18 protein-coding genes and 4 pseudogenes are annotated in these 22,496 nt (G+C 69.7%); 13 read left to right on the top strand and 9 right to left on the bottom strand.

Annotated features, from left to right (window positions below; all coding sequences use genetic code 11):
- Position 1 precedes the first annotated feature (1 nt).
- Positions 2 to 1,357 (top strand): annotated as a pseudogene (locus tag GQF42_RS46795) (Tn3 family transposase); the annotation flags it as partial.
- Between the two features lie 231 nt (positions 1,358 to 1,588).
- Here the strand turns inward: GQF42_RS46795 and GQF42_RS44370 are convergent.
- Positions 1,589 to 2,746, bottom strand: coding sequence for a nuclear transport factor 2 family protein (locus GQF42_RS44370; protein WP_158931336.1), 1,158 nt, complete (start codon positions 2,744 to 2,746; stop codon positions 1,589 to 1,591).
- 95 nt (positions 2,747 to 2,841) lie between these two features.
- On the opposite strand from GQF42_RS44370, the gene GQF42_RS44365 reads away from it, so the two are divergent.
- Positions 2,842 to 3,735, top strand: a complete 894-nt coding sequence (locus tag GQF42_RS44365; RefSeq protein WP_158929515.1) for a LysR family transcriptional regulator — start codon at positions 2,842 to 2,844, stop codon at positions 3,733 to 3,735.
- Between the two features lie 174 nt (positions 3,736 to 3,909).
- Here GQF42_RS44365 and GQF42_RS44360 read toward each other — a convergent pair whose 3' ends face one another.
- The 3 genes from GQF42_RS44360 to GQF42_RS44350 form a co-directional block, all read right to left on the bottom strand.
- On the bottom strand, positions 3,910 to 4,857 hold the full coding sequence (locus GQF42_RS44360; RefSeq protein ID WP_158929513.1) for a site-specific integrase: 948 nt from the start codon (positions 4,855 to 4,857) through the stop codon (positions 3,910 to 3,912).
- Between the two features lie 844 nt (positions 4,858 to 5,701).
- A complete protein-coding gene (locus tag GQF42_RS44355; RefSeq protein ID WP_158929511.1) occupies positions 5,702 to 6,022 on the bottom strand; it encodes a helix-turn-helix domain-containing protein in 321 nt (106 codons plus the stop codon).
- Positions 6,019 to 7,095: a tyrosine-type recombinase/integrase gene (locus GQF42_RS44350; protein WP_158929509.1), complete on the bottom strand. Its 1,077-nt coding sequence runs from the start codon at positions 7,093 to 7,095 to the stop codon at positions 6,019 to 6,021. Before GQF42_RS44350 ends, GQF42_RS44355 begins: the two co-directional genes overlap by 4 nt.
- Between GQF42_RS44350 and GQF42_RS44345 the strand changes: the two genes are divergently transcribed.
- Positions 7,094 to 7,966, top strand: coding sequence for a Tn3 family transposase (locus GQF42_RS44345; RefSeq protein ID WP_267906171.1), 873 nt, complete (start codon positions 7,094 to 7,096; stop codon positions 7,964 to 7,966). The two genes, GQF42_RS44350 and GQF42_RS44345, sit on opposite strands and share 2 nt — an antisense overlap.
- A 439-nt stretch (positions 7,967 to 8,405) precedes the next feature.
- Here the strand turns inward: GQF42_RS44345 and GQF42_RS44340 are convergent, their stop codons facing one another.
- Positions 8,406 to 9,425 carry an aldo/keto reductase gene (locus tag GQF42_RS44340; protein WP_158929505.1) on the bottom strand — a complete coding sequence of 340 codons (1,020 nt, stop codon included), beginning with the start codon at positions 9,423 to 9,425 and terminating at the stop codon, positions 8,406 to 8,408.
- A gap of 108 nt (positions 9,426 to 9,533) precedes the next feature.
- Positions 9,534 to 10,493, bottom strand: coding sequence for an alpha/beta hydrolase family protein (locus tag GQF42_RS44335; protein WP_158929503.1), 960 nt, complete (start codon positions 10,491 to 10,493; stop codon positions 9,534 to 9,536).
- A gap of 165 nt (positions 10,494 to 10,658) precedes the next feature.
- Between GQF42_RS44335 and GQF42_RS44330 the strand changes: the two are divergent.
- The 4 genes and pseudogenes from GQF42_RS44330 to GQF42_RS44310 all read left to right on the top strand — a co-directional run.
- Positions 10,659 to 11,045: pseudogene (locus tag GQF42_RS44330) on the top strand (hypothetical protein); the annotation flags it as partial.
- 264 nt (positions 11,046 to 11,309) lie between these two features.
- Positions 11,310 to 12,719 carry an IS701 family transposase gene (locus GQF42_RS44320; RefSeq protein WP_158916949.1) on the top strand — a complete coding sequence of 470 codons (1,410 nt, stop codon included), beginning with the start codon at positions 11,310 to 11,312 and terminating at the stop codon, positions 12,717 to 12,719.
- A gap of 568 nt (positions 12,720 to 13,287) precedes the next feature.
- Entirely contained in the window at positions 13,288 to 13,593 is a 306-nt protein-coding gene (locus GQF42_RS44315) for a DUF3759 domain-containing protein (protein WP_158917172.1), read from the top strand.
- Positions 13,594 to 13,958: 365 nt separating this feature from the next.
- On the top strand, positions 13,959 to 14,807 hold the full coding sequence (locus GQF42_RS44310; protein WP_158929501.1) for a hypothetical protein: 849 nt from the start codon (positions 13,959 to 13,961) through the stop codon (positions 14,805 to 14,807).
- Here GQF42_RS44310 and GQF42_RS44305 read toward each other — a convergent pair.
- Entirely contained in the window at positions 14,804 to 15,634 is an 831-nt protein-coding gene (locus GQF42_RS44305; protein ID WP_158929499.1) for an alpha/beta fold hydrolase, read from the bottom strand. The two genes, GQF42_RS44310 and GQF42_RS44305, sit on opposite strands and share 4 nt — an antisense overlap.
- A gap of 57 nt (positions 15,635 to 15,691) precedes the next feature.
- Here GQF42_RS44305 and GQF42_RS44300 point away from each other — a divergent pair.
- Positions 15,692 to 16,166: pseudogene (locus GQF42_RS44300) on the top strand (MarR family winged helix-turn-helix transcriptional regulator).
- A 75-nt stretch (positions 16,167 to 16,241) separates the two neighbouring features.
- Here the strand turns inward: GQF42_RS44300 and GQF42_RS44295 are convergent.
- Positions 16,242 to 17,008, bottom strand: a pseudogene (locus GQF42_RS44295) (transposase).
- 126 nt (positions 17,009 to 17,134) lie between these two features.
- Between GQF42_RS44295 and GQF42_RS47460 the strand changes: the two are divergent.
- Both GQF42_RS47460 and GQF42_RS44285 read left to right on the top strand, forming a co-directional pair.
- Complete coding sequence (locus tag GQF42_RS47460; RefSeq protein ID WP_325100422.1) at positions 17,135 to 17,386, top strand: SbtR family transcriptional regulator; 252 nt, start codon at positions 17,135 to 17,137, stop codon at positions 17,384 to 17,386.
- A 46-nt stretch (positions 17,387 to 17,432) separates the two neighbouring features.
- Complete coding sequence (locus GQF42_RS44285) at positions 17,433 to 18,116, top strand: hypothetical protein (protein ID WP_158929497.1); 684 nt, start codon at positions 17,433 to 17,435, stop codon at positions 18,114 to 18,116.
- A 343-nt stretch (positions 18,117 to 18,459) separates the two neighbouring features.
- On the opposite strand, the gene GQF42_RS44280 is transcribed toward GQF42_RS44285, so the two are convergent.
- The gene (locus GQF42_RS44280; RefSeq protein WP_158929495.1) at positions 18,460 to 21,315 is read right to left on the bottom strand and encodes an AAA family ATPase; all 2,856 of its coding nucleotides are present in this window, start codon (positions 21,313 to 21,315) and stop codon (positions 18,460 to 18,462) included.
- Positions 21,316 to 21,554: 239 nt separating this feature from the next.
- Here GQF42_RS44280 and GQF42_RS46790 point away from each other — a divergent pair, with 239 nt between their 5' ends.
- From GQF42_RS46790 to GQF42_RS46780, 3 genes are read left to right on the top strand one after another with little or no spacing between them, the layout of a single operon-like run.
- Positions 21,555 to 22,127 (top strand): cupin domain-containing protein, encoded by a 573-nt coding sequence (locus GQF42_RS46790; protein WP_233273720.1) that lies wholly within the window; start codon positions 21,555 to 21,557, stop codon positions 22,125 to 22,127.
- Positions 22,121 to 22,366 carry a helix-turn-helix domain-containing protein gene (locus tag GQF42_RS46785; RefSeq protein ID WP_233273865.1) on the top strand — a complete coding sequence of 82 codons (246 nt, stop codon included), beginning with the start codon at positions 22,121 to 22,123 and terminating at the stop codon, positions 22,364 to 22,366. Before GQF42_RS46790 ends, GQF42_RS46785 begins: the two co-directional genes overlap by 7 nt.
- Positions 22,363 to 22,449, top strand: a complete 87-nt coding sequence (locus tag GQF42_RS46780; protein WP_233273855.1) for an AraC family transcriptional regulator — start codon at positions 22,363 to 22,365, stop codon at positions 22,447 to 22,449. The genes GQF42_RS46785 and GQF42_RS46780 overlap by 4 nt, the downstream gene beginning before the upstream one ends.
- Positions 22,450 to 22,496: the final 47 nt, after the last annotated feature.

The raw sequence follows: 22,496 nt of genomic DNA, 5'->3' as shown, positions 1-22,496 counted from the left end.
GATGGTGCAGTCCAACGGGCTGTTCAGCGTGACTTCGGCGGTGGACGGCTTCGGCGGGTTCGACGCCCAGTACTCCCAGATCGAGAAGGTCTCCGCCCACCACGGCGACAACTGGGAGGTGCTGATGCACGGGCACCTGAAGGCCGACCGCTCGGTGATGCTGAACCTGCTGGAGAGCCTGGAGCTGGTGGCGACCAGGGAGGACAGCCGGGTGCTGGACGCCTTCAAGCACCTGCTGCGGTTCCGCAACTCCCGCGACTACGTCCCGGTGCGGGGCCAGGACGACGAGGGCCGGGACACCGGGGTGGTGGACATCCGCTTCGCTACCCAGAACTGGCAGAAGATCGTGCGGGACCGCACCCGGCCGGGCGCGTACGTACGCCGACGCTTCGAGGCGATGGCGCTCTTCAACCTCGCCGAGGAGCTGCGGTGCGGCGACATCGCGGTCACCGGCTCAGAGGAGTACGCCGACTGGAGTCAGCAGCTGCTGGGATGGCGTGAGGTGGAGGAGCGGCTGCCGGCCTACCTGGTCGAGGTCGGCTTCCGAGAGCCCGGCGACGAGACGCCGTTCTACGCGAGCGCGTTCCGCACCCAGCTGCAGGACCGGCTCACCGAGGCCGCAGCCGCCGCGGACTCCGGCTGCCCGGAGAACGAGGGCCTGTCCATCGACCCGAAGAGCGGGGTGCCCACGCTGGAGAAGTACAAGGCGGACGCGCGGCGCCCGAGCGCGGTGAAGCTGGAGCAAACCATCAAGTCCCGCCTGCCCGAGCGGTCCCTGCTCGGCGTGCTGGCCCGCACCGCGTACTGGATCGAGTGGTGGCGACGCTTCGGGCCGGCCTCCGGCCACGGCCCCAAGCTGAAGGACGCCTTCGGCCGGTACGTCATCACGACGTTCGTCAACGGCACCGACATGGGCCCCTACGAGGCCGCCCTGCACATCAACGGCGTGAGCGGGCACGAGCTGTCCGCCACGGCGAACCGGCACTTCTCCATCGCCAAGCTGAACCAGGCGATCACCGACGTGGTCAACGCCCACGGCCAGCTGGACATGGCCCGGGCCTGGGGCGACGGCACGGCGGTGGCAGCCGACGGCACCCACATGGACACCTACCCGAACAACCTGGTCGCCGAGACCTCGATCCGCTACGGCCGGCCCGGCGGCATCGCCTACCACCACGTCGCCGACACCTACATCTCGCTGTTCACCCACTTCATCCCCTGCGGGGTGTGGGAGGCGGTGTACATCATCGAGGGGCTGCTGAAGAACGAGTCCGAGATCCAGCCGACCACGATCCACGCGGACACCCAGGGCCAGAGCTACCCGGTGTTCAGCCTGGCCCACTTGCTGGGGCTCGAGCTGATGCCGAGAAGGGGACCACGAGTTCAGCATTTCCGAAGGGCTCTGAGCGCGAACTGGAGGGTAAAAACGGCTCGTTGGATGGCAAGGCTTCCTCGCCTTCCGGTTGTGTTCCCACTCGTGGTGGGACGGACCAAGGCGAGAGGGCACAGGCCGCAGTACGAGGCCAGCATCTGCACAAGGGCGGCCTTGAGGAAGCTCAACGGCTGTCTCTCCGGAATCTCCGTCCTCTCAGGAGTGCCGGTGATAAGCCTTGTTGGCGATGCGCCAGGTGTCGTGGGCGCGGACCAGCAGGAAGATGTCGGTGAATCTGTCCGCGCCGTGCGAGAGCGTCATGGTTGCGGTGGCGACGGTGCCGTGGACGTCGATGGCGTCGATGCGGCGGGAGCGGGTCGGTTCGTCCGGGGCCGGCCGGCCCTGGAAGAGAGCGCAGTACTCGTCCAGGGGCCACGACACGAATGCCCCGTCCCGGATTCCCTCGATGTGTGCGGTGGGCAGGAACGCGTCGCGGAAGTGGGCGGGGTCGCCGGTGGCATGTCCGCGGGTGTAGGCGCGGAGCGGTTCGAGCACGGCGTCCTCCACGGCGGGGACCGTGGCGGCAACGGCGATGTCGGCCTCAGGGTCGGCAGGAGTGTCGGCCAGGTTGGCTGCGCTGCGCAGGGGGGTGTTCGACGCGGCGGCCAGCAGAGCCATGTCCTTGGCCAGCGCACCGATCGTGAAGTCGGCCGTGCCAGCGGCCGGCTGGCGAGCGAGGAAGGGTCGTTTGCGGGCCGCGAGCCCGCCGAGTTGGCCGAGTTCGAGGACGTCCAGCGCCTGGGCGCGGGACAGGCCGAGGGCGTCGGCTTGCCGAAGCGAGTCACGCAGCGCGACGACGGCACCGGCGAGGCTGTTGTTGGCGATCAGCTTGAGCCCGGCGGGGGTGGAGGCGTCGTCGACGCACCGCACGGTGCCCAGCGTTTCCAGAACCGGTCGGACTCGATCAAGCGCGTCTTGGCCAGCTGCGGTGAGAATCTGCAGGGCACCAGCGGCAGCAGCCGGCACAGAGCCGAGCACCGGCGCATGGACGTAGGACGGGCCGATCTGCCGGGCCAGCTCAGACGCTTCGGCGGGGGCGATGGTGCTGGTGTTCAGCACCATCGCATCCGGTCGCAGCGAATCCCGGACGTCGTCGAGGACCTGCTGGCAGGCCGGACCGTCGAACAACGCCAGGAGCACGAGGTCAGCCTTCGCCACTGCCTCGTTCGGATCGTTGGTCATCTTGACGGCGCCCGATGTGCGCCCGGAGCGTGTCCAGCCGACGACGTCCCAGTCCTGAGCAGCCAGTCGTGTCGCGATCGCGCCGCCCATGCGCCCCAGGCCGAGGACGGCGATCGTGTGCGGTGTGGTCATGCGCGCCACAGTGGTGCACGGCGATGGCTGCGACAAGCGCAGATTTTGCAGGACAGCCCTGCGGGATGCGCATACTGGCTGGTCATACTGGTTCCATGGAACTGACGGTGTGGCGGACCTTCGTGACCGTGTGCCGACTCGGGTCGCTGTCGGCCGCGGCCGCGGAGCTCAATCACACGCAGTCGGCCGTCTCCCGGCAGATCGCCGGGCTTGAGCGGCAGCTCGGCGTGCCTCTGATGGAACGCCATGCGCGCGGTGTGCGTCCGACGCCTGCCGGCGAGGTGTTCCGGCGCCACGCCCTGGCCACGCTCAACGAGGCCGACCGCGCCGTTCGTGCCGCACGAGACGTTCGTGACGGGGCATATGACCGGCCGTTGGTGGTCGGTGCGACACCCTCGCTGGCCGCAGGGATCGTCCCCGAGGCCATCCGGAACCTGCTGAAGCAAGCCGGATCCATCCGATGGAGCCTGCTTCCCGGCCTGAGCGGACAACTGCACAACCGTGTGGTCGCCGGCGATCTCGACATGGCCGTCGTCACCGATGCACCGCCAGGGCTCCCCAATGACCCGCGGGTCGATCGACGGTTCCTCGGGCTGGACGACATGATCGTCGTCCTGCCCGTCGGCCATCCGCAGGCCGGGGGCGGCCCAGTGCACATGCAGATGCTGGCCGACCAGACCTGGGTCGAGGACAACGACGGCTCGGCGGCGCTCCTGCGCCAGCACGCCGCCCGCGCCGGAGTCAGTGCCCGCATCGACCTCACCGCGGCCGATCTGCCCGGCAAGCTGGCCCTGGTCGCAACCGGCCACGCCATCGCGCTGATACCCGGGGTGCTGACGTGCGCGCTGCGGACCGACGTCACCACAGTGGGCCTCGTCGATCCCCCGACCCGCGGCATCTACACGGTCACACCACGCCGTGACCCCCACCCCTGGGCAGCGCCCCTGCTCGACCAGCTCGCCACAGCCTTCGCGGGGCCTCGGCGCTGAACGGCTGCTTGTGGTGGTTCTGCGGCGGTCTCTATGATCGCGTAGCGTCTCACAGCTTGGCTGCTTACCGGGCGACTGCGGCCTTCATGGCGTGGAAACACAGAGATCCCGCCCGATCGAAGTGATCGGACGGGATCTCGTGAACCGCCTACGAGCTAACTCGTGAACGGCGCGCTATCCGGGAGCGGAGGAATCAGTGCGGCCGTAGAAGGCGTCGACGTAGCGCTGAGCGGTGTCGGGGTTGAGACCGAAAATGGCGGCGACGTGGAGTGGATCCGGGATCCCGACGGCTTCGGCTTCGTCGAGAATACGGTCCTGGCGCAGTCTGCTGAGGGTCGCTTGCCGGTCACGCACGGCATACCGGAGCCAAACCCTACTCACGGGCTCGGTGTTGTGCGCGGTCTGCTGGGTGATCAACAGGTGCGGATTGGCCGTCCGTGGCCATCTACGGTGCCGGTAGTCCAGGTAGCGGGCGATGGCGGCGTGGGTGAGGTTGTCGAGAGGGCGGTGTGCTCCGCCGAGGTCGAAATCGCGGTTGGGTATGTCCACGTTGGTCAGGGTGAGCGCGCGGATCTGAGCCGCAGTCAGGGCCTGATGGCCGGTTAGTACGAGGATCAGCCACTCGGCAGGGTCGGGTTCATGAGCAGCCAGTTCAGCGAAGGCCGCTTCGGGGAGCCGGGTGGGGATGCGGGGCTGGGGTCGGCGTGTCAGGTCACGGCTCAGTCGACGGGTGGGATTGGTGAAGATCCGACGACGGGCCTTGAGAAAGGCAAAGAGCGAGCGCAGTGCCGTCAGCCGGGTGTGCCCGTCCCCGCCGCGGGGTGTGGGGTGTTGGAGCGCGGTGATGATCTCGTCTCGGGTGACCCCGCGCAGCGTGGTGTGCTGGCGGGCCCAGCTTGTCAGGATCGGCAGCGCTTGGAGGAGGTAGTTCTTCCATGTCAGCTCGGACTTGGGGAAGTGGCGGGCGTCCCCGCGCCGCGGGACGTCGACCCAGTCGGCGACGTCAGTGCGGATCGGATCGGGCAGACCTGCCAGATGCTCGGCGAGCCAGAGGTCTGCCGGGTCGGGGCGGTCGTCGGTGAGGCGGCCGAGAAACTGCAGGAGCTCGAGTGTGCGCGCCACGTTACGGTGACCGCCGTCGCCGAGCCGGGCGATCCGGGATGCCGAGTAGACGGGGTGCCCGCCTCGTGGATGGCGACCACGGCTTCCAGGGTGAGGGCAACGCTACTGTGGACACCGCTTGTCCAGCCCTTCACGTCGCCGATCCGGTCGACGGCCCTGGCCAGATGTGCGTACCAGGCCAGGCGTGGATCGTCGTCGCGAAGAATCTTGAGCGGCACGCTATCGCAGGGCAGCGTGAAGAGTTCCGGCTGCACCGGCCAAGACGGCCTTTGCGGCATCACGCCGTGTTGCGAGCCGGCGTCGCTGGCAGGGGATCGCCAGTGGTAGCGGCGGTGCTGGTCGGGCGGGTTGAACCGGCTGATGCGCCGCAAGGTGTCGGCGAGAAACAACTGCTGCCCTGTGCTGGGGACGAGGTGCACGGCCGAGGGGCCGTTCGCGTGGGTTCCCGCGGTCAGTATGCGGGCCTGGTGGCGGCATAGCCGGCAATGGCCATCGGCCAGCGGGACAGTACGCCCGCAGGTCGTGCAGCGTCCGACCGCATGCGTTCTCGCGAAGCTGCGGCAGGCTTTGCAGGTGAAGCCGTCCATGAGGCCCTACGCGAAGCAGACACGGCACGAGCGGGGTCTGCTGCGCGAGTTGAGGTGCGGGTGGCAGCGGCGACACCAGCCGGACATCCAGCACTCCCCGCCGCAGCCCTTGCATGGCGGAGGGGGATCGGCCGGCCAGCCGCACTCCCAGCAACAACGGTGTTTCGGCGTGCGCGGCGGCCGCACCTTGCATCGGACACACACCAACTCGCCGTCCAGGGCCGCCCGCAGGAGTGGCGAGAGGTTCTTCCGCTCATTCATGGCGGCGCGCTGCGGCCGGATCGACGCACGGGCCTGACCGCAGGCCGGCCGCCCACGGCCTGGTCAACCTGAGGCGCCTCCGCTGGGACGGTCGTGATCTTTCTGGGCTCGCGCAGCAGCAGTTCCTCCGGACCGCAGTCCAGGGCCGCGCAGATGACTTCCAGGTCATCGAGGCGGATGGAGGTCGGCTGCCCCGACCACAGCCCGGACATTTTGCCGACGCTGATCTCCAGACCGTGCTCGGCCAAGAGCCGCCGCATGTCGCTGGCCTTCCAGACCTCCCGCCGCGCGGCGGCCATCCGCAGGTCCCACTTCATGTCCTCACCCCACCGAGCCGGGCCGCTGAGCGGCTCGCGGCCTTCACCCAGGAGTCTTCGATATGCGTACGCAGTACGTGGATGTAGCCCATGGTCGTGGCGATCCATTCGTGACCGAGCAGTTCCTGGATCGCGATGATGTCCACGCCGTTGCAGTACAGCGACGACGCGCAATAGTGCCGCAGCACGTGCGGTGTCAGCCTCCCGCACCAGGACGGCAGGTGACGCTCCACGGCGCGGGCCAGACCGGTGCGCAGGGCCTCGGTGCTGATGCGGTTGCACGTGCCGTCCTTGCTGCGTCGTTCCGATACAAACACGGGGGCGCCGGGTCGGTCCCAGGCGTCGTCGAACTGGCCGCGGACGTCCTCGATGAACCACGCCAACTGATCGCGCGAACCGTTGATCAGCGGCACCATTCGCGGTTTGGGGCCGCGTCGGCGCGAGCCCTTGCCGAAGCGAACGTGGGCCTTGCCGAACGGGCCCAGTTCCCACAGCAGGTCCGGCATGTCCAGGCGCGAGGACTCACCGATTCGCAATCCCACCTGCGACCACACCTTGGCTGCGGTGTAGTTGCGGGCCTCGGGCAGGAACTTCCGCGCCGTCAGGACGTGGTCCTTCCACCCATCAAAGAGACAGGCGACCTCGACATCGCTGGGCGGGATCCTCAGGTTGAGCCCCCAGCCCGAACGAGGCCGATTCATCTCGTCGATCGGGCACTGCACGAACTCGCCGGTCAACGCATGGATTTCGGCCTGATGCCGCAACTCCAGGAACTCGAAGAACACCGAAATCCCGAACGCCTTCGCGCTGACCGTGCTGTGGGCCTGGCCGTGCCGCTGGGCGCCGAGGAACCGGTCGGCGTCATCCGGGCGGGCTGTCCACAGGTGGCGGTCCATCGAGTCCCGGAACTCCGAGATCGCACGGATCTCCGCCTGGACCGACTTGTCCTCCACCCCGGCCGCCGACCGAGCGAGCACGAAGCCAGCCACCAAGTCCTGCTCGAAGGCATCAAGGTCCTCGACGCTCGGCACCGGCCGGGCCGAGCGCAAGTCGTGCACGAGAGCCAGCGTCATGGCCGCCCCTCACCTTCACCAATGTCATACGTCCATCAGTAAGGAGACGACTGTTTCAGCAATCCCGACGGCCTTTCAACGTCTGGCCAAGGCCCCTACCCACAGCAGACACCACAGGCCAGCGAAGCCTCAGCACGGGCACTGCCCGCTGACACCCCAAGGAACTCAAGGGAAAAGAAATATCCGCAACTGGAAGGACCTGGTGTTCTTCCGGCCCACCCGGCAGACCTCCTACGTGTACATCGACGCGCTGTTCGGCGAGGCCGGGCGCAACGTCATCGACTGGGACCTGATCGAGCAACACTTCAAGGACCTGATGCGGGTCGTGCTGTCGATGCGCGAGGGCAAGGTGTCCTCCGTGCTGCTGCGGCGGCGGCGCCTGCGCTCCGGATCGCGCAAGAACGCCCACTACGCGGCGTTCCGCGAGGTGGGCCGGGTGATCCGCACCATCCAGCTGCTGCGGTACCTGACGGACCCGCAGATGCGCCGGCGGGCGACGGTCGCGACCAACAAGGTCGAGGCGTACGACGGCCTCTCCGAGTGGGTGCGCTTCGGCAACCGGTGCGTCATCGCCGACAACGACCCCGTCGAGCAGGAGAAGGCGGTCAAGTTCCACGCCCTGCTCAGCAACTGCCTGATCTTCCACAACACCCTGGACATCGCCCAGGCGGTGCGCGGGCTGCAGGCCGAGGGCTGGAAGGTGGAGCCCGAGGACCTGGCGGAGGTCTCGCCCTACCTGACCGAGAAGATCATGCGGTTCGGCGAGTACTCCACCCACGAGCTCGACCTGGCGCCGGAGGCATACGAGCCGCACCTGGACGTCGACTTCGCCAAGCTCGACTCGCAGGACCAGGCCGGCTCCGAACAGTAGCGCACGTCTTTCGGGGTGGTCGAAGCCGCGGGTGGCGGCTTCGACCACCCCGGGTGCCTGGCTACGGCCGGGTGAGCAGGGCGGAGCCTGGAATAAGTCCCGGAGCAGGTGGTGGAGTTCGTGCGGTGGCAGGTGGTGTCACGGTGGGAACGGAACGAGAAGGCCGAGTTGCTGTCAAAACTTTTGACGCCCCGGGAGCCTGCTCCGGCAGCTGCGGTCCGGTGGTCAGCCGCCAGCGGCAGCTTCCGCAGGGCCTCGGGGTGGCCTGCTCAGGCGGGGCCCGCTGATCTGAGCAAAGCCCTGAACTGATCATCTCTGGGGCGGGACTGGCCCTTCGCCCGCGACGGGCTGTAGCACGTCCTTGTCGGCGGGCGCCCCGACGATTGTCGGGGCGCCCGGGAACTGGAAGGGAAGGCGCGTGGACGCTGCCCTCGGACGGTCAGCGGCGACGCAGTGACGGGTCGAGCAGCGCGGGCGGAGTGTCGTTCTTCTCGTGCGGGGCGAGGTCGACACCGGGTGCGACGATGGAGTCGATCGCGTCCAGCACGTCGGTGGAGAGTGCGGTGTCGGCGGCGGCGAGCTGCGAGTGCAGGTGGTCCAGTGTGCGGGGGCCGATGAGCGCGCTGGTCACGGCGGGGTGCGCGGCCACGAAGCCGAGCGCGAGCTGGATCATCGTCAGTCCAGCGTCATCGGCGACTTTGGCCAGCTGCTCGACCGCATCGAGTCTGGCCCGGTTGGAGGGGACGGTGGCGTCGAAGCGCTGCGGCATGAACGTGGAGCGGTTGGTGGTGATCTCCCGGCCCTCGCGGATCGCGCCGGACAGCCAGCCCGAGGCCAGCGGGCTCCACACCAGAACACCGAGCCCGTACTCCTCGGTCACGGGCAGGGCGTGGGTCTCGATCCCGCGCTGCAGGATCGAGTAGCTGGGCTGCTCGGTGACGTAGCGGCTCAGGCGGTGCTCGCGGGCGGCCCACTGGGCCTGCACGATGCGGTAGGCGGGGAAGGTCGAGGAGCCGAAGTAGCGGATCTTCCCGGCGCGCTGCAGGTCGGTCAGGGCGGACAGGGTTTCCTCGTCGCTGGTGCTCGGGTCCCATCGGTGGATCTGGTAGAGATCGACGTGGTCGACGCCGAGGCGGCGCAGGCTGTTGTCGAGCTCGGCGAACAGCCAGCGGCGCGAGCTGCCCCGGTGGCCCGGCTCCTCGCTCATGGGCATGCCGGCCTTCGTGGCCAGCACGATGTCGTCGCGGCGGCCGGCGATGGCCCTGCCGACCATTTCCTCCGACTCGCCGCCGCTGTACATGTCCGCGGTGTCGATGAGGTTGATCCCGGCCTCGAGAGCGGCGTCGACGATGGCGGTGGCCTCGTCCTGGGTGGTGTGCCCGATCCTGCCGAAGTTCATCGCGCCGAGCGCGAGGGAGCTGACCCGCACACCGGTGCGGCCCAAGGTGCGGTACTGCATGGCTGTGTTCCTCCGTGACGGATTGGTGTGTGTTGGCAATGCGTGGCGCCGGTCTCGGGCCCTGCCACCACACGCAATCGGAGCATCGCTCCAGTTCTGCGCTAGGGGTTACTTGGACTCGACCCGTCCGAGCGGGTTGGGTCCGGCTGCGAGCAGCTCACGCGCTTCGTGCCAGGCGGGATCCCCGGGGTAGAGCTCGGTGCGGAGGTAGGCCCGGGTGAGCCGTTGGACTGTGGCGACTCGCTCCGGGTTCTCGTCCGTGGTCTCGGCGACGTCGTATCCGGAGACCCCGCCGAGGCCGTGCTCCGCGTCGAACAGCGTGAGCAGGGACTTGGGGCCCGGGGCGAGGACATACGGGTCGGTGTGCCAGGCCGCGCCGCGAACTGTCAGGTGGGCGGAGGGGTCCTTGTCGCCGGCGACCACGAGCGCGGGCGTCGTCATCTGGGAGAAGTCCGTCGTCAGGAAGAACGGGTAGTTCTCGGCGGCGAACTCGGTGAGGGCATCACCCCCTCTGCCCGGTGCGGCGAGCAGCACGCCCGCCTTGATCCGGGGCTCGGCCAGGTCCACCTCCGTCCCGTCGTGGGGGTCGGTGAGCCGGGCGCCCAGCAGCAGGCTCGCGGTGTGCCCGCCCATCGAGTGCCCTGCCACGGTGACCTTGCTCGGGTCCAGGCGTCCGCGGAGCTGCGGGATGGCGGTCTCGATCACGTCGAGCCGGTCGAGGATGCGTTTCATGTCCTCGGCCCGCGACCGCCAGTACAGCGGCGCCCCGGGGGTATTGGGATCCAGGCGTAGCGTCCTGGAGCTCAGATGGGTGGGCTGGATGACGACGAAGCCGTGCGCGGCCCAGTAGTTGGCGAGTGGGGCGTAGCCGTTCAGTGAGGAGAGGTTGTTCGAGGGTCCATGGCCGTGCGAGAGGAGGATGACCGGCAGGTCGCTTCCGGTCACCGGGGCGGAGACTCGCACGTGCAGGTCCACGGCGCGGCCGGGAGCCGGCAGGACCACCGGATTGACCGAGAGGACAGCAGTGCGCTCGCTGACGGTGTCAGCTGCGTGAGTCGATGCAGTCATGAATGGTGCCTTTCCCTTCCCGCGGCTTTGCTGCCGTCTCGTCCGGCTGGCGGCGGGTGAGGCGTACGGAAGGGCCCCGCCACGGCTAAGCCCAAAGCGGAACCTTGTTCCAGATACGATACGGAACAACGTTCCGCTTAGTCAATCGTCCGGACGGAGAACGTGGTGTCCACTGCAGGCCAGTCCGAACAGCTGCCGGCCCGAGGCAAGCGGGCCGACGCGCTGCGCAACCAGCAGGCGCTCCTCGCCGCCGCCGAGGTGTTCGTCACCTCCGGCATCGATGCGCCGATCCGCGAGATCGCAGCCCGGGCCGGCGTCGGCGTCGGCGTCGGCGTCGGCGTCGGCGTCGGCGTCGGCGTCGGCGTCGGCGTCGGCGTCGGCGTCGGCGTCGGCGTCGGCGTCGGCGTCGGCGTCGGGACGATCTACCGCCACTTCCCGACCCGGGCGGACCTCGTCGTCGCCGTCTACCGCCACCAGGTCGAGGCCTGCGCCGAGGCCGGCCCGACCCTGCTGGCCGACACCGACTCCCCCCTCGCAGCACTCCGCCAGTGGCCCGGAAGAGGGCGTCCTTGGTCTTGAAGCGCAGATAGAGACCCTGCCGGGAGATGTCTGCGGCGCCGGCCACATCGGTCGTGGCCCAGATGCTCGACGACCTGCGCTCAACCACCTGGCAGGCACTCGGGCGAGACGATCACAGCGTCGAGGAGCGTCTTGCCTACCGGTAGTTCGTTAAATCCGGCGGTGGTGTGGATTGACGTCAGGTCGGGTTGGTCGTAGGCCGGTGGGAGGAGTCAACTGCCTTGCTGGGGGCTAAAGATGACTGCTCGCCGTCCGTGTCCGCCTGCGCCGGGGCCGTTGGAGGACTACGCGGCCCGGTTCGACGACCTCTTCTTCAGTCTCGCCCAGCGGCGGGGGTTTCGCGAGTACCTGACCGGGCTGCTGGCGCCGCGGGAGCGGAACAAGACGATCACCTGTCTGGCCGGGGCGGAGCCGGTGGCCGGTGCGGGGATGCCGGGGGTGCAGCGGCTGCAGTTCTTCCTGTCCGAGTCGCCCTGGGAGGTCGAGCTGGTCAACGACCGGCGGCTTGAACTGCTGCGAGAGCAGCCGGCGACCGCTCCGCACGACGGTGGGGTCATCGTGATCGACGACTCCGGGGACCGCAAGGACGGCATGGCCACCGCGCACGTGGGCAGGCAGTGGCTGGGCCGGTTGGGCAAGACGGACAACGGCATCGTCACAGTGACCACGGTGTGGACCGACGGCCGCGTGTACTACCCGCTGCACGCGACTCCCTACACCCCTGCCCACCACTTCGACCGCGGCCGCTCGGATCCGTCCTTCCGCACGAAACCGCAGCTGGCCGCTGCCCTCGCGGCCCGCGGGAAGGAGGCGGGCTTCGGCTGCCGGGCGGTGGTCGCCGACTGCGCCTACTCCGTCAGCGACGACTGGTACCTCGCGCTGCGCGAAGCCGGCCTGCCCTACGTAGTAGCCCTCAAGCCGCGCAACGGTGTCTGGGCCCCAGCCCACGAGCCGCACACTCCCATCGAAGCCGCACACGCCCTGACCTGGAAGGATGCCAGGCGTCCCGGCGACTGGACAGCTGTGGAGCGTCACTTCCGCGACGGGCACACCGAGACCTGGTGGGCCGCCGACGCCCGCCTGGGCGGCTACGGACCCGACTCACCCTGCCGACTGGTCGTGGCCACCACCGACCCGGCCAGCCTGCCGGAGAAAGCCACCTGGTACCTGGCCACCAACCTGCCCCACCCCGACGCACCCCACGCCACCACCAGCCCGCACCCGCCGGCCGACCTCGCCGAGATCATCCGCCTCTACGGACTACGGCCCTGGATCGAGCAGAGCTACAAACAGATCAAGGACGAACTCGGCTGGGCCGACTTCCAAGTCCGCTCCGACCGCGCTATCCGCCGCCACCAAACCCTGGTCAACTGCGCCTTCTCCTTCTGCTGGGACCAGTGGTTCGCCCCACCGGGCCCCCTGGACGCCACCGCGCCCGACCCGTGCCCCGACGAGGGGCCAGAGAGGGGGCCCAGCCATACCCCTCCAGCCCCAACCGCCCTGCTGGCCAAGGGCCTTACGGGCCATCCGCTCCTGGCTCACCCCCGCCATCACCCTTACCCGATGGTGGCGAGCCTGGACGGACGCCGACCCACCCTGCGAACTCCAGGCGCTGATCGACGCGGTCACCACAGGACACGGCATTGACCTCTACCTCCGGATTTAACGAACTACCGGTAGGAATCGTTGCGAGGGGTCATGAGCACTCCCACGCCCTCGTACAAGGCCACATCAGCCCATACCGAGCCACCCCACACCCCGACAACCACTCAAACTGCGCGGCACCCAACCAACCTGCGCAACCGGCGCCCGGGCCGACCGACACCACAGGTCAGACGGCTGACAAGCCATACCCCCTGTGCAGAATCAGCGAGCCAAACCCAGTACCAACCCGTTCAACCAAAACTGCGAAACCCCAGGTCAGCACACGCACCACTGCGCAGATTCACTGATCAGCGACAGTCACCAGAACGTCACCATGATCGCGTAACTCGTCGGATCCGGCGCACGGAGCCTACCCGCGCCGCACGGCCCCCAGGCCGGAAGACGGAACCCGAAACCCAAAGGGGCAGAGGGATCACGACCCAGCCGTGTCGCCCCTCAGGCCACCCGTTCGGGGGTCGCCGTCGGGCGCGAGCGGGCCGGGTCGGGTTTGTCTGGGTTGGTAACCGGCCGGCGCGCAAGAGCCCGGTCTGGCCCAATGCGAGGAGAAACCGTGTCCCAGAGCATCAAGCAGTACAAGGACGCGCACACCGTCATCTACGGCAGCACCAGCCTGGACCGTCACGTCACCGAGGAGCAGGCCGGCCACGCGGCCGCCTGGGAGGCCACCCAGAAGCTGAAGAAGTCCGGACAGCCGACCGACACCCAGAGCCTGGCCCACACTCTGGAGGCGCTGGCCCGCCAGCAGGCCGACCGGCTCGTGGTCGACTTCGGCCTGGACCACCTGGACGATGAGGAGGTCAAGCGCCACGCGGTGGCCGCAGCCGCGCGTATCGCCCCCGAGTTCGCCACCGCCTGACCGCGACGGCCCGCGCGCCGGTGGGTGCCGGCAGCCACGCGCCGGCACCCACCGCCTTCGCCCCCCCTTCTGCTCTCTCGGCCGCAGGAGGCTGCACCCTCGACCAGGTGCTGGCCATCTCGGGTCTCAAGGCGATCAGTCCGGCCACCGAAAGCCGTCCCGAGCATATAAAGGCTGCCCAGGCCTTTGCCTGCGAGGGTGCCAGGATGCCGGGCTGGCTGACGGCCTCGGGCACGACCAGCGCGCTGCTGCTCCTCGCGCGCCCCCGGAGCGGGGAACTCAAGCGACTCGCACGGCGGGTGCGTGGTCGTGCACCTGGTGTGCGCCCCTGCCGAGTGCCGGAGCCATCGAGGAGCATGCGGTGCATGAGGCCGGTAGAGCAGACGTTCGTGGTGCGGCCAGAGATACCCCTCGTGGTGTTCGCTGATCCGTTCGCAGGTGAGGAGCCCTCCGGGCCGGGCCCGCGTGGTGCGGCACGAGGGGTGGTGGTCGAGACGGTGGCTGCGCTGGAGCAGGCCGGCACCCGTGCCTATAGCGGGCCAGAACGTGTGCGGTCGCGGCTGCTGGCTGCGGCTGCGGCAGCAGGCGTGATCGCGACGGCACTTGAGGCGGACGCTCGTCTCCACGGGCCTGGCCTGGCCCGGTCGTCGAGCGAGGACTACTTCCGGTTGCGCGTTGCCCCGCTGAACCCGGTAGCAGCCCTGGCGTACGGGGCAGGGGTGATCGCGCGCGCGGCCGGGGACCTGGCGTGGGCGCCGGTCGTGGCGGACGATCTCGCCCTCGAGGTATGGGCGCTCTCGTATGCCCTCGCGCAGCTCGGCGAGCGCGCCGGTCCGCTGTCCATGTCCTGTGCGACATCAGCACCCTGGGCGCCGGCGGCGCCGGACGTCGGCGGGCGCTGGATCATCGGGCACCACGCGCGGTTCCTGCTGGAAGCGTGTGCCGCCGCCCGTCTGGCCGCTGCCGCAGACTGGGCACGAGGCGGGCAGCTGGAGGAAGCAGCCGGGCACGTGCGCGGGGCGACCGTGTACGTGCGGGGACTTCCGGCGGCCGTGGCGCAAGCCTGCGCCACGCCGGCCGCCCGGTACCACCGGGCGATCCGGCCCGGCATGGCACCGCCCGCAGCCGCGGAGACCCTCAGCGGCAGTCGACACACCACGACCGGCTGTGGCGCAAGGCGCTGCGCCGCCTTCGGGACCTCACGCAGGCGCTAGTTCGGAAGAGTTTCGAGGAAACCGGCCAGGAGGGCGTTGAATTGGGCCGGTTCCTCCATGTTGGGGAAGTGCGCGGTGTTCGCCACGGACACCGCGCGGCCGTCGGGTACCGCGTGGACCAGACGCTCGGCCATCGCGATGTGGTCGCTCACGTCGAGGGCACCATTTATCGCCAGGACAGGAACGTCGATGGATGCCGCACGCCGCCAGGTCTGCTGAACCGGGACGCGATGGTCCGGTTCGTCGGCCGTGTGCTTGGAGATCGTCCGGGACGCCATCGCGCGCAGGCGGCGCGCCATGTCCGCATCGACATCTCCGAGCGAGCGGTACGGGCCTGCCGCGAAGCGCACGTGCCCGTTCAGCCAGCCCTCGACGTCGCCGGCTGCCAGCGCAGCGTTCTGCTCCCCCAGGACCTCCAGGCTCCAGGGATCCTCGAAGTAAGGCTCACTGGTCCCCACGCCGCTGACGACCACGGCGCGAACCAGTTCGGGATGCTCTAGCGCAGCGTCGACCGCTGTACCCCCGCCCATCGAGACCCCGACGAGCACTGCCGGCCCGGCATCGAGATGACGCAGCAGCGCCGCCAGATCGTCGGCAGCACGGAACGGCCGGGTCGCGTTCGAGGAGGCGCCGTGTCCGCGAGCGTCCGGTGCTATGACCCGGTAGTGCAGCGCGAACGCCCCTATCTGTTCATCCCACATGCGGTGGTCGAAGAACCCGGCATGGAGCAGCACCAGCGACTGCCCCTTGCCGGCGTCGCGATAGGCGAGGGAGCCGTCAGCGGTCGTGAACGTGAGCATCTCGGAGTGCTCAGCGAAAGCAGACATGACAACCAAGGTGTCATCATCTGTGAAAGTTGGCAACCAGGGTGTCATTCTTGGGGAATGACAGGCACCGACACCCCTCTGCCGCCCGACGAGCTCGCCGACCGACTGACGGAGGTGTTCGCCCTGGTGGGACCGCTGTACCGGCGAGCGCACCGCAAGGCGGAACAGGCCGAGCCGACCGAGGGGCCGTCCGTCGGCGTGCACGCCGCCCTGGATCTGCTGCGCCGGCACGGACCCATGACCGTCCCTCAACTGGGCCGTGCCCAGACACTCAGCCGGCAGTTCATGCAGCGCATGGTCAACGACGCCGCCGCGCAGCACCTGGCCGAGTCCACCCCCCAACCCCGACCACCAGCGGTCCTCACTGATCCGGCTGACCGCCGACGGCACGGCGGCCATCACCACGGTGCACGCCCGCGAACACACGGCCCTGCGGCAAGTGAGCGGCAACCTCACCGGCACCGACGTGGACGCGTGCCTGCACGTCCTGCCCCGGATACTCACGCTCTTCGACGATGTCGACGTGCCCTAGCTACTTGCCCCTGAAAAAGTGTTTTGCCTGGTGACCGGGCTGGCGCTGTGCAGCTGGCCGGTCGGTGCATGTCCCTCACCGGCTGAGGACGGTCATCCGCTGGAGGTCGTAGGCGAAGATCCCCAGTCCGGCCCAGGTCCGGGCGCCGGCCAGGTGGCGCAGGCGTGTGCGACGGAAGCCGAAGCTGCGCTTGAGGTGACTGATACGGGCCTCGACACCGACTCTCCAGTTGCGCATTCGCCGGAATGGGCGACTTTGCTCGTACTCACGCCGTGCCTTTCCAGGTTTTCCAGCACGTTGCAGGCCGATGCGCTGGACACCGAGTTCGGCCAGGGCGAGGTCGTTGGCCGCGGTGCCGAAGCCGCGGTCGGCGACGACCGTGCCGGGCGGGCGGCTGGTCAGTGACGCGGCGCGCTCCACCGAGGGAACCAGTTGCGGCGCATCGGCCGGATTCCCGCGCTGGACCTGGTGGTCAACGATGAAGCCGCGTTCGTCCTCGGCCACGAGGGCGGTGTAGCCGAACTGGGTGGGGTGCTGAGGCTTGCCCCAGCGGATCGGCCGCGCGTCGGGATCTACCGGCGCCAGCTCAACGAGTCCGCGACCTCACGACACAGAGTCTCGTAACCCAGCTGGTAGCGGTGCTTGAGATACAGCAGCCGCAGCAGCGTCTCCACCGGCACCGACGGCCGCCCCAGCCGCTCGGCGAACACCGCCCGCCAGGGAGCGATGAATCGCTCGTCGTCCAAGAACGCATCCACCCGAGCCAACTCGGCGGGTAACTGCCGCGCGTGCTCCGGCCGTACCTCCCACCAGGTGTCCTCTACTCCCGCGACACGCAACATCGCCCCACCCCCGGCCACCAAGACCTGCACCCACTGTGACGGCCGTAGCCCGGCCCTCACCAGCTCTCCCCAAGGGACACCCCACAGCCACCCCGGACTTCTTCAGGGGCAAGTAGCTAGACCCTCCTGCAAAACGACGAGCAACTGAGCTCGCAGACACGCGAGCAACTGACCCGCGCCGTCGAAGAGTTCCGTCTCGCCGGGATCAGCCAGGGGGTGATCCGGGAGGACGTACCCTCACCCGACATCCTCATGAGCCTGGCGGGAGTCACCCTCGCAGCCGGGGCCGCCCACCAACGCGAGCAGGCCGAGCGGCTGCTCGACCTGCTCATGGACGCCATCACGCGCCCGGACGGATGGCGCGGGACCACACCCTGATCCGGCGGATCACCGCGGACAACCCGACTCGGGGAAAGGCGGCAGGATGGCCGACGGGGACCGTGCCGATGGGCTCCTTGCGGTGATGGTCGGCCGTCTCGTGACCGCCGGCCTGCTCAAACGCCGCGGCCGTCCGCGCGCCGGCTCCACCCACATGCTCGCCGCGGTCCGCAGGCTCAACCGCGGCGAACTGGTCGCCGAGACCTTGCGCTGCGCGCTGGAGCAACTCGCAGTGCAGGCGGAGGAGTGGCTGGCCGGCCTCATCACGCCGCGGTGGGCCGTCCGCTACGACCGGCTGCCGCGCGGCCGGGAGGCGTTGATCGCTTATGTCCTGCAGGTCGGTGCCGACGGTACGCACATCCTTCAGGCCATCCACCGCGACGACGCGCCACCCCCGCTGCGGGGCCTGCCGGCCGTGCAGGTCCTGCGGCAGGTATGGGTTCAGCAGTACTGGTATGACGCGGAAGGCCAACTGGGCTCGCGGGGGCCGAAGTCCACTCGCGACCGGGCCCGTCGACGGAAGACCGAACAACGCAATACCGGCAAGACCTCCGCCGACGACAGGACCGATCCGGCCACTGCACAAGTGCCGTGGTCGAGTCCGGAGATGGCTACTCCGCACGACCCCGAAGCCGCTACAGCCAGAAGATCACCGCCGCCGGGCAGCCCGACTGGATCGGCGACCGCGACCACCAGAGCGAGACATGCGACGACACCGGACCGAACGTGATCGTCCAGGTGGTCACCCGGCCGGCCACGGAACAGGACATCGACGCCCTGGACCGCATCCACCAAGGCGTCACCGCGCAGGGGTTCCGCCCCCTCGATCATGTCGTGGACGGCAGCTACAGCACGCCTGACAGCATCCATCACTCCGCTGCCGGTACCGGGGCCTGTCCAAAACTCACGTGCAGCACATACTGACAGCCGCCGGAGCCAACATCGTCCGTCTCAGCGAGTGCTTCCCACCCGGAACAACACCAACCCGCGTACCTCGACCAGCCAGCCACTTCCAACGGCTCTGCAAGCGGCTGGCGGCCTAGAGATCACCAACAGCATCGATTCCGTGATGGCTACGCCTCGGGACTCCCGGGTCGCGCGACGGTGACGGGCTCGCTCAACTTGCCCTCACGCGGCCCGTCTCCGTAACGGTCGAGGACGTCACGTAGTTGGGCGCGCCCCGTGATGCCGAGCTTGGGGAAGACCTTGTGCAGGTGGAAGCCGACAGTGCGGGGTGACAGGAGGAGCCGGGCGCCGATGTCGCGGTTCGTCAGGCCCTGCGCGGCCAGTCGGGCGATCCGCAGTTCCTGCGGCGTCAGGTCGCCCACGTCCGCCGGCGCCCCCGCAGCGGCCACGGCCACGCCGGCCGCGCGGAGTTCGGCGGTGGCGCGCTCGATCCACGGGCGGGCGTCGAGCCGTTCGAAGATCTCCAGGGCGCCGGCGAGCAGGGGGCGCGCCTTCGCGGACTGTCTGCGGCGCCGTAGCCACTGGCCGAAGTCGAGCTGAGTCAGTGCGTGTTCGAAGGGCCACTGCGCACTCGCCGGGTCGGCGAGCGCCGCACGGAAGTGCGGCTCGGCGGCGTCCGGTTCGCGCAGCAGGGCCGAGGCGCGGTGCACGATCGCGGCGAGGCGTGCGGAGCGCGGTGCCGTGCCCAAGATGTCCTCGGCGGCCCGGAGCACGGCACGGGCGTCGTCCGTCCGGCCGACGCGCACGGCGGCCGCGGCGAGGTCGGCCACGCAGTAGAGCGAGGCGTGGTGGTGCACGGGCGCAGGGTGGGGGTCCTGGGTGAATACGCGGCGCAGGTGCTCGTACGCCGTTGCATGGTCCCCCGCCGCGAGCGCGGCCAGACCAAGCGCGTGAGAATGGCGGACGTGCAGGTTGCGGGAGGCGCTCAGGTCGATGCCGCGTACGGCGCCGGCGGCCCGCTCCCGCGCCCCTGTGTGGTCGCCGCGGGCCGCGCACAGGGTGGCCTGGAGGATCAGCGCTCCCACGGAGACCAGGTCCGCCCCCGCCTCCGTGGCTTCGCCGAAGGCCTCCTCGGCAGTCGTCCGGGCCGCCGTCCACGCTCCGCGGTCGAACAGCGCGAGGGCGAGGGTCTGTGTGATCAGGCAGTGGGTGCCCGGCGTCGCAGTCGCGCGATTGCGCTCCATGGCCTGACGCAAGAGGCGTACGGCGAGGTCGGTCTCGTCCAGGATCCAGGCCGTGGCGCCGAGGAGCGTGAGGTCGCCGAGCAGCTCGATGTCGGAGACGGCACGGTCCCACAGGGTGTCCACCACGTGGTGCAGGTGTGTCAGCGTCTCCTCCCGTTCCGTAAAGGGGTGGACGACCGCCCGGGCCCAGAGGCGGTCGCCCCGGTCGGGCTGCCCGGTGATCAGTGCGGCGACGCGCCGGAGTTCGGCGCGATGGAACGGGTCCCCGGACTGGTAGGCCGGGGTCGCCGCTGTTCCCAGGGCGTCCAGGGCAACGGCGGGCGCCGACGTGGCCATGGACGCGGCCACGGGCAGCAAGAACCCGAGGGCGTCCTCGTGCCGGAGGGTGACGATCAGCGACCAGCCGCGGCAGAGCGAGGCTTCGGCCAGCGGGTAGGGGTCGTCCGTCAAGGCGGCGACACGGGCCGCGATCTCGCCCACGCGTTGAGGGTGTCCGGCGTACATGGCGGAAGCGGCGGCGGCGAGCAGTCGTTCGGCGCGGCATGCCGAGTCCGGGGTGAGGTCCGCGGCACGTTCCAGCGCGGTGGCCGCGGCCGCGTACCCACCGCGGCGCCGGGAACGCTCTGCGCTCGCCGCCAGGGCGTCGGCGACCTCGTCGTCGGGACCGAGGGCGGCGGAGGCGAGGTGCCAGGCTCGACGGTCGGGTTCATGGGCGAGCGCGGTGGCCAGCAGAAGGTGGGCCTCCCGGCGGTCCGCGAAGGAGGCGGCCTGGAGGATCGCGCAGCGGACCAGCGGATGGCGCAGGCGCGCGTCGCCGTTCTCCACCCGTACCAAGCCTGCCTGCTCGGCGGGCCGCCAGACCTCGGGGTCGCCCAGCCAGGGGGCCGCGTGGAGGACGTCGGAGAGCCGGGCCGCACCGGCGGCCGCCGTCAGGAGCAGCGCACGCCGGGTCTCCTGCGGCAGACCGGGCAGGCCGGCCGCGAACAACCGCTCCAGCCGGGCGGTGAGTGGAGTCGAATCGGCGGTTCCGCTCCCGCGACGGCCGCGCTCCTTGGCCCAGGCCCGCGCAAGTTCGATGAGGGCGAGGGGGTTTCCCGCCGCTTGTTCGATGATCTGGGCCCGGGCCTTTCCCCGCGGCGGTCGGGGCTGCTCGTCCAGCAGGAGCCCGGCCGCGGCCCGCTCCAGGGGGCCCATCGCCAGGTGAGGGAAGTCCCGGTCGAAGCGCGGCGGCACCGCCTCGTCCCGTGCAGCGAGCAGGAGGGCGATGCGTGCGTCCTCCAGGCGCCGGGCCACGAACGCCAGCACGTCCAGTGATTCGACGTCCAGCCATTGGGCGTCGTCGACGATCACGAGCACAGGTCGGTCCGTAGCCGCCTCCGTCAGGAGGGCCAGCACCCCCGTTCTGAGCATCAGCGGGTCCGGGGTCCGCTGCGCGTCGCTCCCGGCTGTGCCGAAGGCGTGGTGCAGGGCGTCGCGCTGGCGCACGGGCAGCCGGTCGGCTTCGTCGAGTACCGGGCACAGCAATTGGTGCGCTCCCGCGAGGCACAGGCCCTGCTCGCCCTCGCTGCCCCGTATCCGGAGCACGCGCCGGCCTCGTGCCACGGCCTCGGCGGTGGCGTGGTCCAGCAGGGTGCTCTTGCCCGAGCCGGGCTCGCCGGTCAGTACGAGGACCTTGGTATCTGCTCCGTCCGCGGAGTCGACCAGCCGGCCGATCCACGCGAGTTCGCGGGACCTGCCCAGGATGTTCCGCGTGCGTGTCCCAAGGCCGCCCACGTCCATGCTCTCCCTTGTCTCACCGACAGCGGCAGCGACGTGCCTGCTCACAGCTGTGGTGCCATCCTGCCAGGCTTTCGGCATGACCGGTCGCATGGGCGAAGCGGGGTCGCGGGCCCTCTGGCAGCATCCCCGCTCGGGCCGGAAAGAGCGGCCCTGTACGGTGAGTTCGGAGCGTTCTGGTGCCGGTTGTTGTTTCCACGTCGTCACTGCCGCCGTCCGAGCGGGCGGACCACTGACACAGTGTGGTCTCCGACACGTTCACCCCGCTGGACGTCATGCTGTACGAGCGCGAGTCCTCGGTGGGGACGATCACCAGCGATCGGCTGGGCCCCCTGCAGATCGCGGTGGTCGAGGCGGGTCCCCAGACCGTTTCGCGTGACGCACCGCCAATCTCGCGGGGCGGTGAGCAGTACGTGATCGTCACCTTGCAGCACCGGGGTACCGCTCGGCTCACCCAGGACGGGCGCCAGGCCTTCGTCCGGCCCGGGACCTTCACGTGTACCGACGCCGGACGGCCCTACCAAAGAGAGCAGCCGGACGACTTCCGCTTCACCCCGTTCCGGGTGCCCAAGGACGGGCTGGGCGTCTCGGACGCCGATCTGCGGGCAATCACGGGGACGCTGCTCAGTGGCTGTTCCGGTACGTCCGCACTGGTCGCCGGGTATCTGGAACGGCTGGCCGGACAGGCGGCCGCGTTCGACCCGTACACGGGCCGGCAACTCGCGATGACCGCGGCGGATCTGCTCACGGTGCTGGTGCGCGGGCGGCAGGGCCGACTGGACCCGCATGCGTCGGAGCAGCCCGCGGGATGCTGACGCGGGTCAAGGAGTACATCCTGCGGCACCTGGCGGATCCCGGCCTGTCACCGCAGGGGATCGCCGCCGCGCACCGGATGTCGGTCCGCTACCTGTACAAGCCCTTCGAGGCGGAGGCGACCACGGTGGGCCGGTGGGTCCAGCGGGAGCGGCTGGAGCGCTGCCGGCGCGATCAGGCACGGCAGCACGGGGCGGCGCCGGCCATGTCGGCCGTCGCCCACCGCTGGGGGGGTACGTGAGCCCGTCCCACTTCAGCCGGGCCTTCCGCGTCGCCTACGGCATGTCGCCACGGGAGTGGCAGTCCAGCAACCGCGCCGCGTGAGCCAGCACCGGGCCGCCACCCAGCAGCGACCGGTCAGTTCCACTCGA

The organism is Streptomyces broussonetiae (assembly GCF_009796285.1).
In the GTDB taxonomy this organism is placed as follows: domain Bacteria; phylum Actinomycetota; class Actinomycetes; order Streptomycetales; family Streptomycetaceae; genus Streptomyces; species Streptomyces broussonetiae.
Note: the sequence above shows the minus strand (reverse complement) of the source record. Positions and strands in the feature narration are given on the sequence as shown.

Coding starts and splice junctions, on each gene's coding strand:
- GQF42_RS44370 (WP_158931336.1), bottom strand. CDS start 2,746: ATGACCACACCGCACACGATCGCCGTCCTCGGCCTGGGGCGCATGGGC.
- GQF42_RS44365 (WP_158929515.1), top strand. CDS start 2,842: ATGGAACTGACGGTGTGGCGGACCTTCGTGACCGTGTGCCGACTCGGG.
- GQF42_RS44355 (WP_158929511.1), bottom strand. CDS start 6,022: ATGAAGTGGGACCTGCGGATGGCCGCCGCGCGGCGGGAGGTCTGGAAG.
- GQF42_RS44345 (WP_267906171.1), top strand. CDS start 7,094: ATGGCCGCCCCTCACCTTCACCAATGTCATACGTCCATCAGTAAGGAG.
- GQF42_RS44350 (WP_158929509.1), bottom strand. CDS start 7,095: ATGACGCTGGCTCTCGTGCACGACTTGCGCTCGGCCCGGCCGGTGCCG.
- GQF42_RS44340 (WP_158929505.1), bottom strand. CDS start 9,425: ATGCAGTACCGCACCTTGGGCCGCACCGGTGTGCGGGTCAGCTCCCTC.
- GQF42_RS44335 (WP_158929503.1), bottom strand. CDS start 10,493: ATGACTGCATCGACTCACGCAGCTGACACCGTCAGCGAGCGCACTGCT.
- GQF42_RS44320 (WP_158916949.1), top strand. CDS start 11,310: ATGACTGCTCGCCGTCCGTGTCCGCCTGCGCCGGGGCCGTTGGAGGAC.
- GQF42_RS44310 (WP_158929501.1), top strand. CDS start 13,959: ATGAGGCCGGTAGAGCAGACGTTCGTGGTGCGGCCAGAGATACCCCTC.
- GQF42_RS44305 (WP_158929499.1), bottom strand. CDS start 15,634: ATGTCTGCTTTCGCTGAGCACTCCGAGATGCTCACGTTCACGACCGCT.
- GQF42_RS44285 (WP_158929497.1), top strand. CDS start 17,433: ATGGCCGACGGGGACCGTGCCGATGGGCTCCTTGCGGTGATGGTCGGC.
- GQF42_RS44280 (WP_158929495.1), bottom strand. CDS start 21,315: ATGGACGTGGGCGGCCTTGGGACACGCACGCGGAACATCCTGGGCAGG.
- GQF42_RS46785 (WP_233273865.1), top strand. CDS start 22,121: ATGCTGACGCGGGTCAAGGAGTACATCCTGCGGCACCTGGCGGATCCC.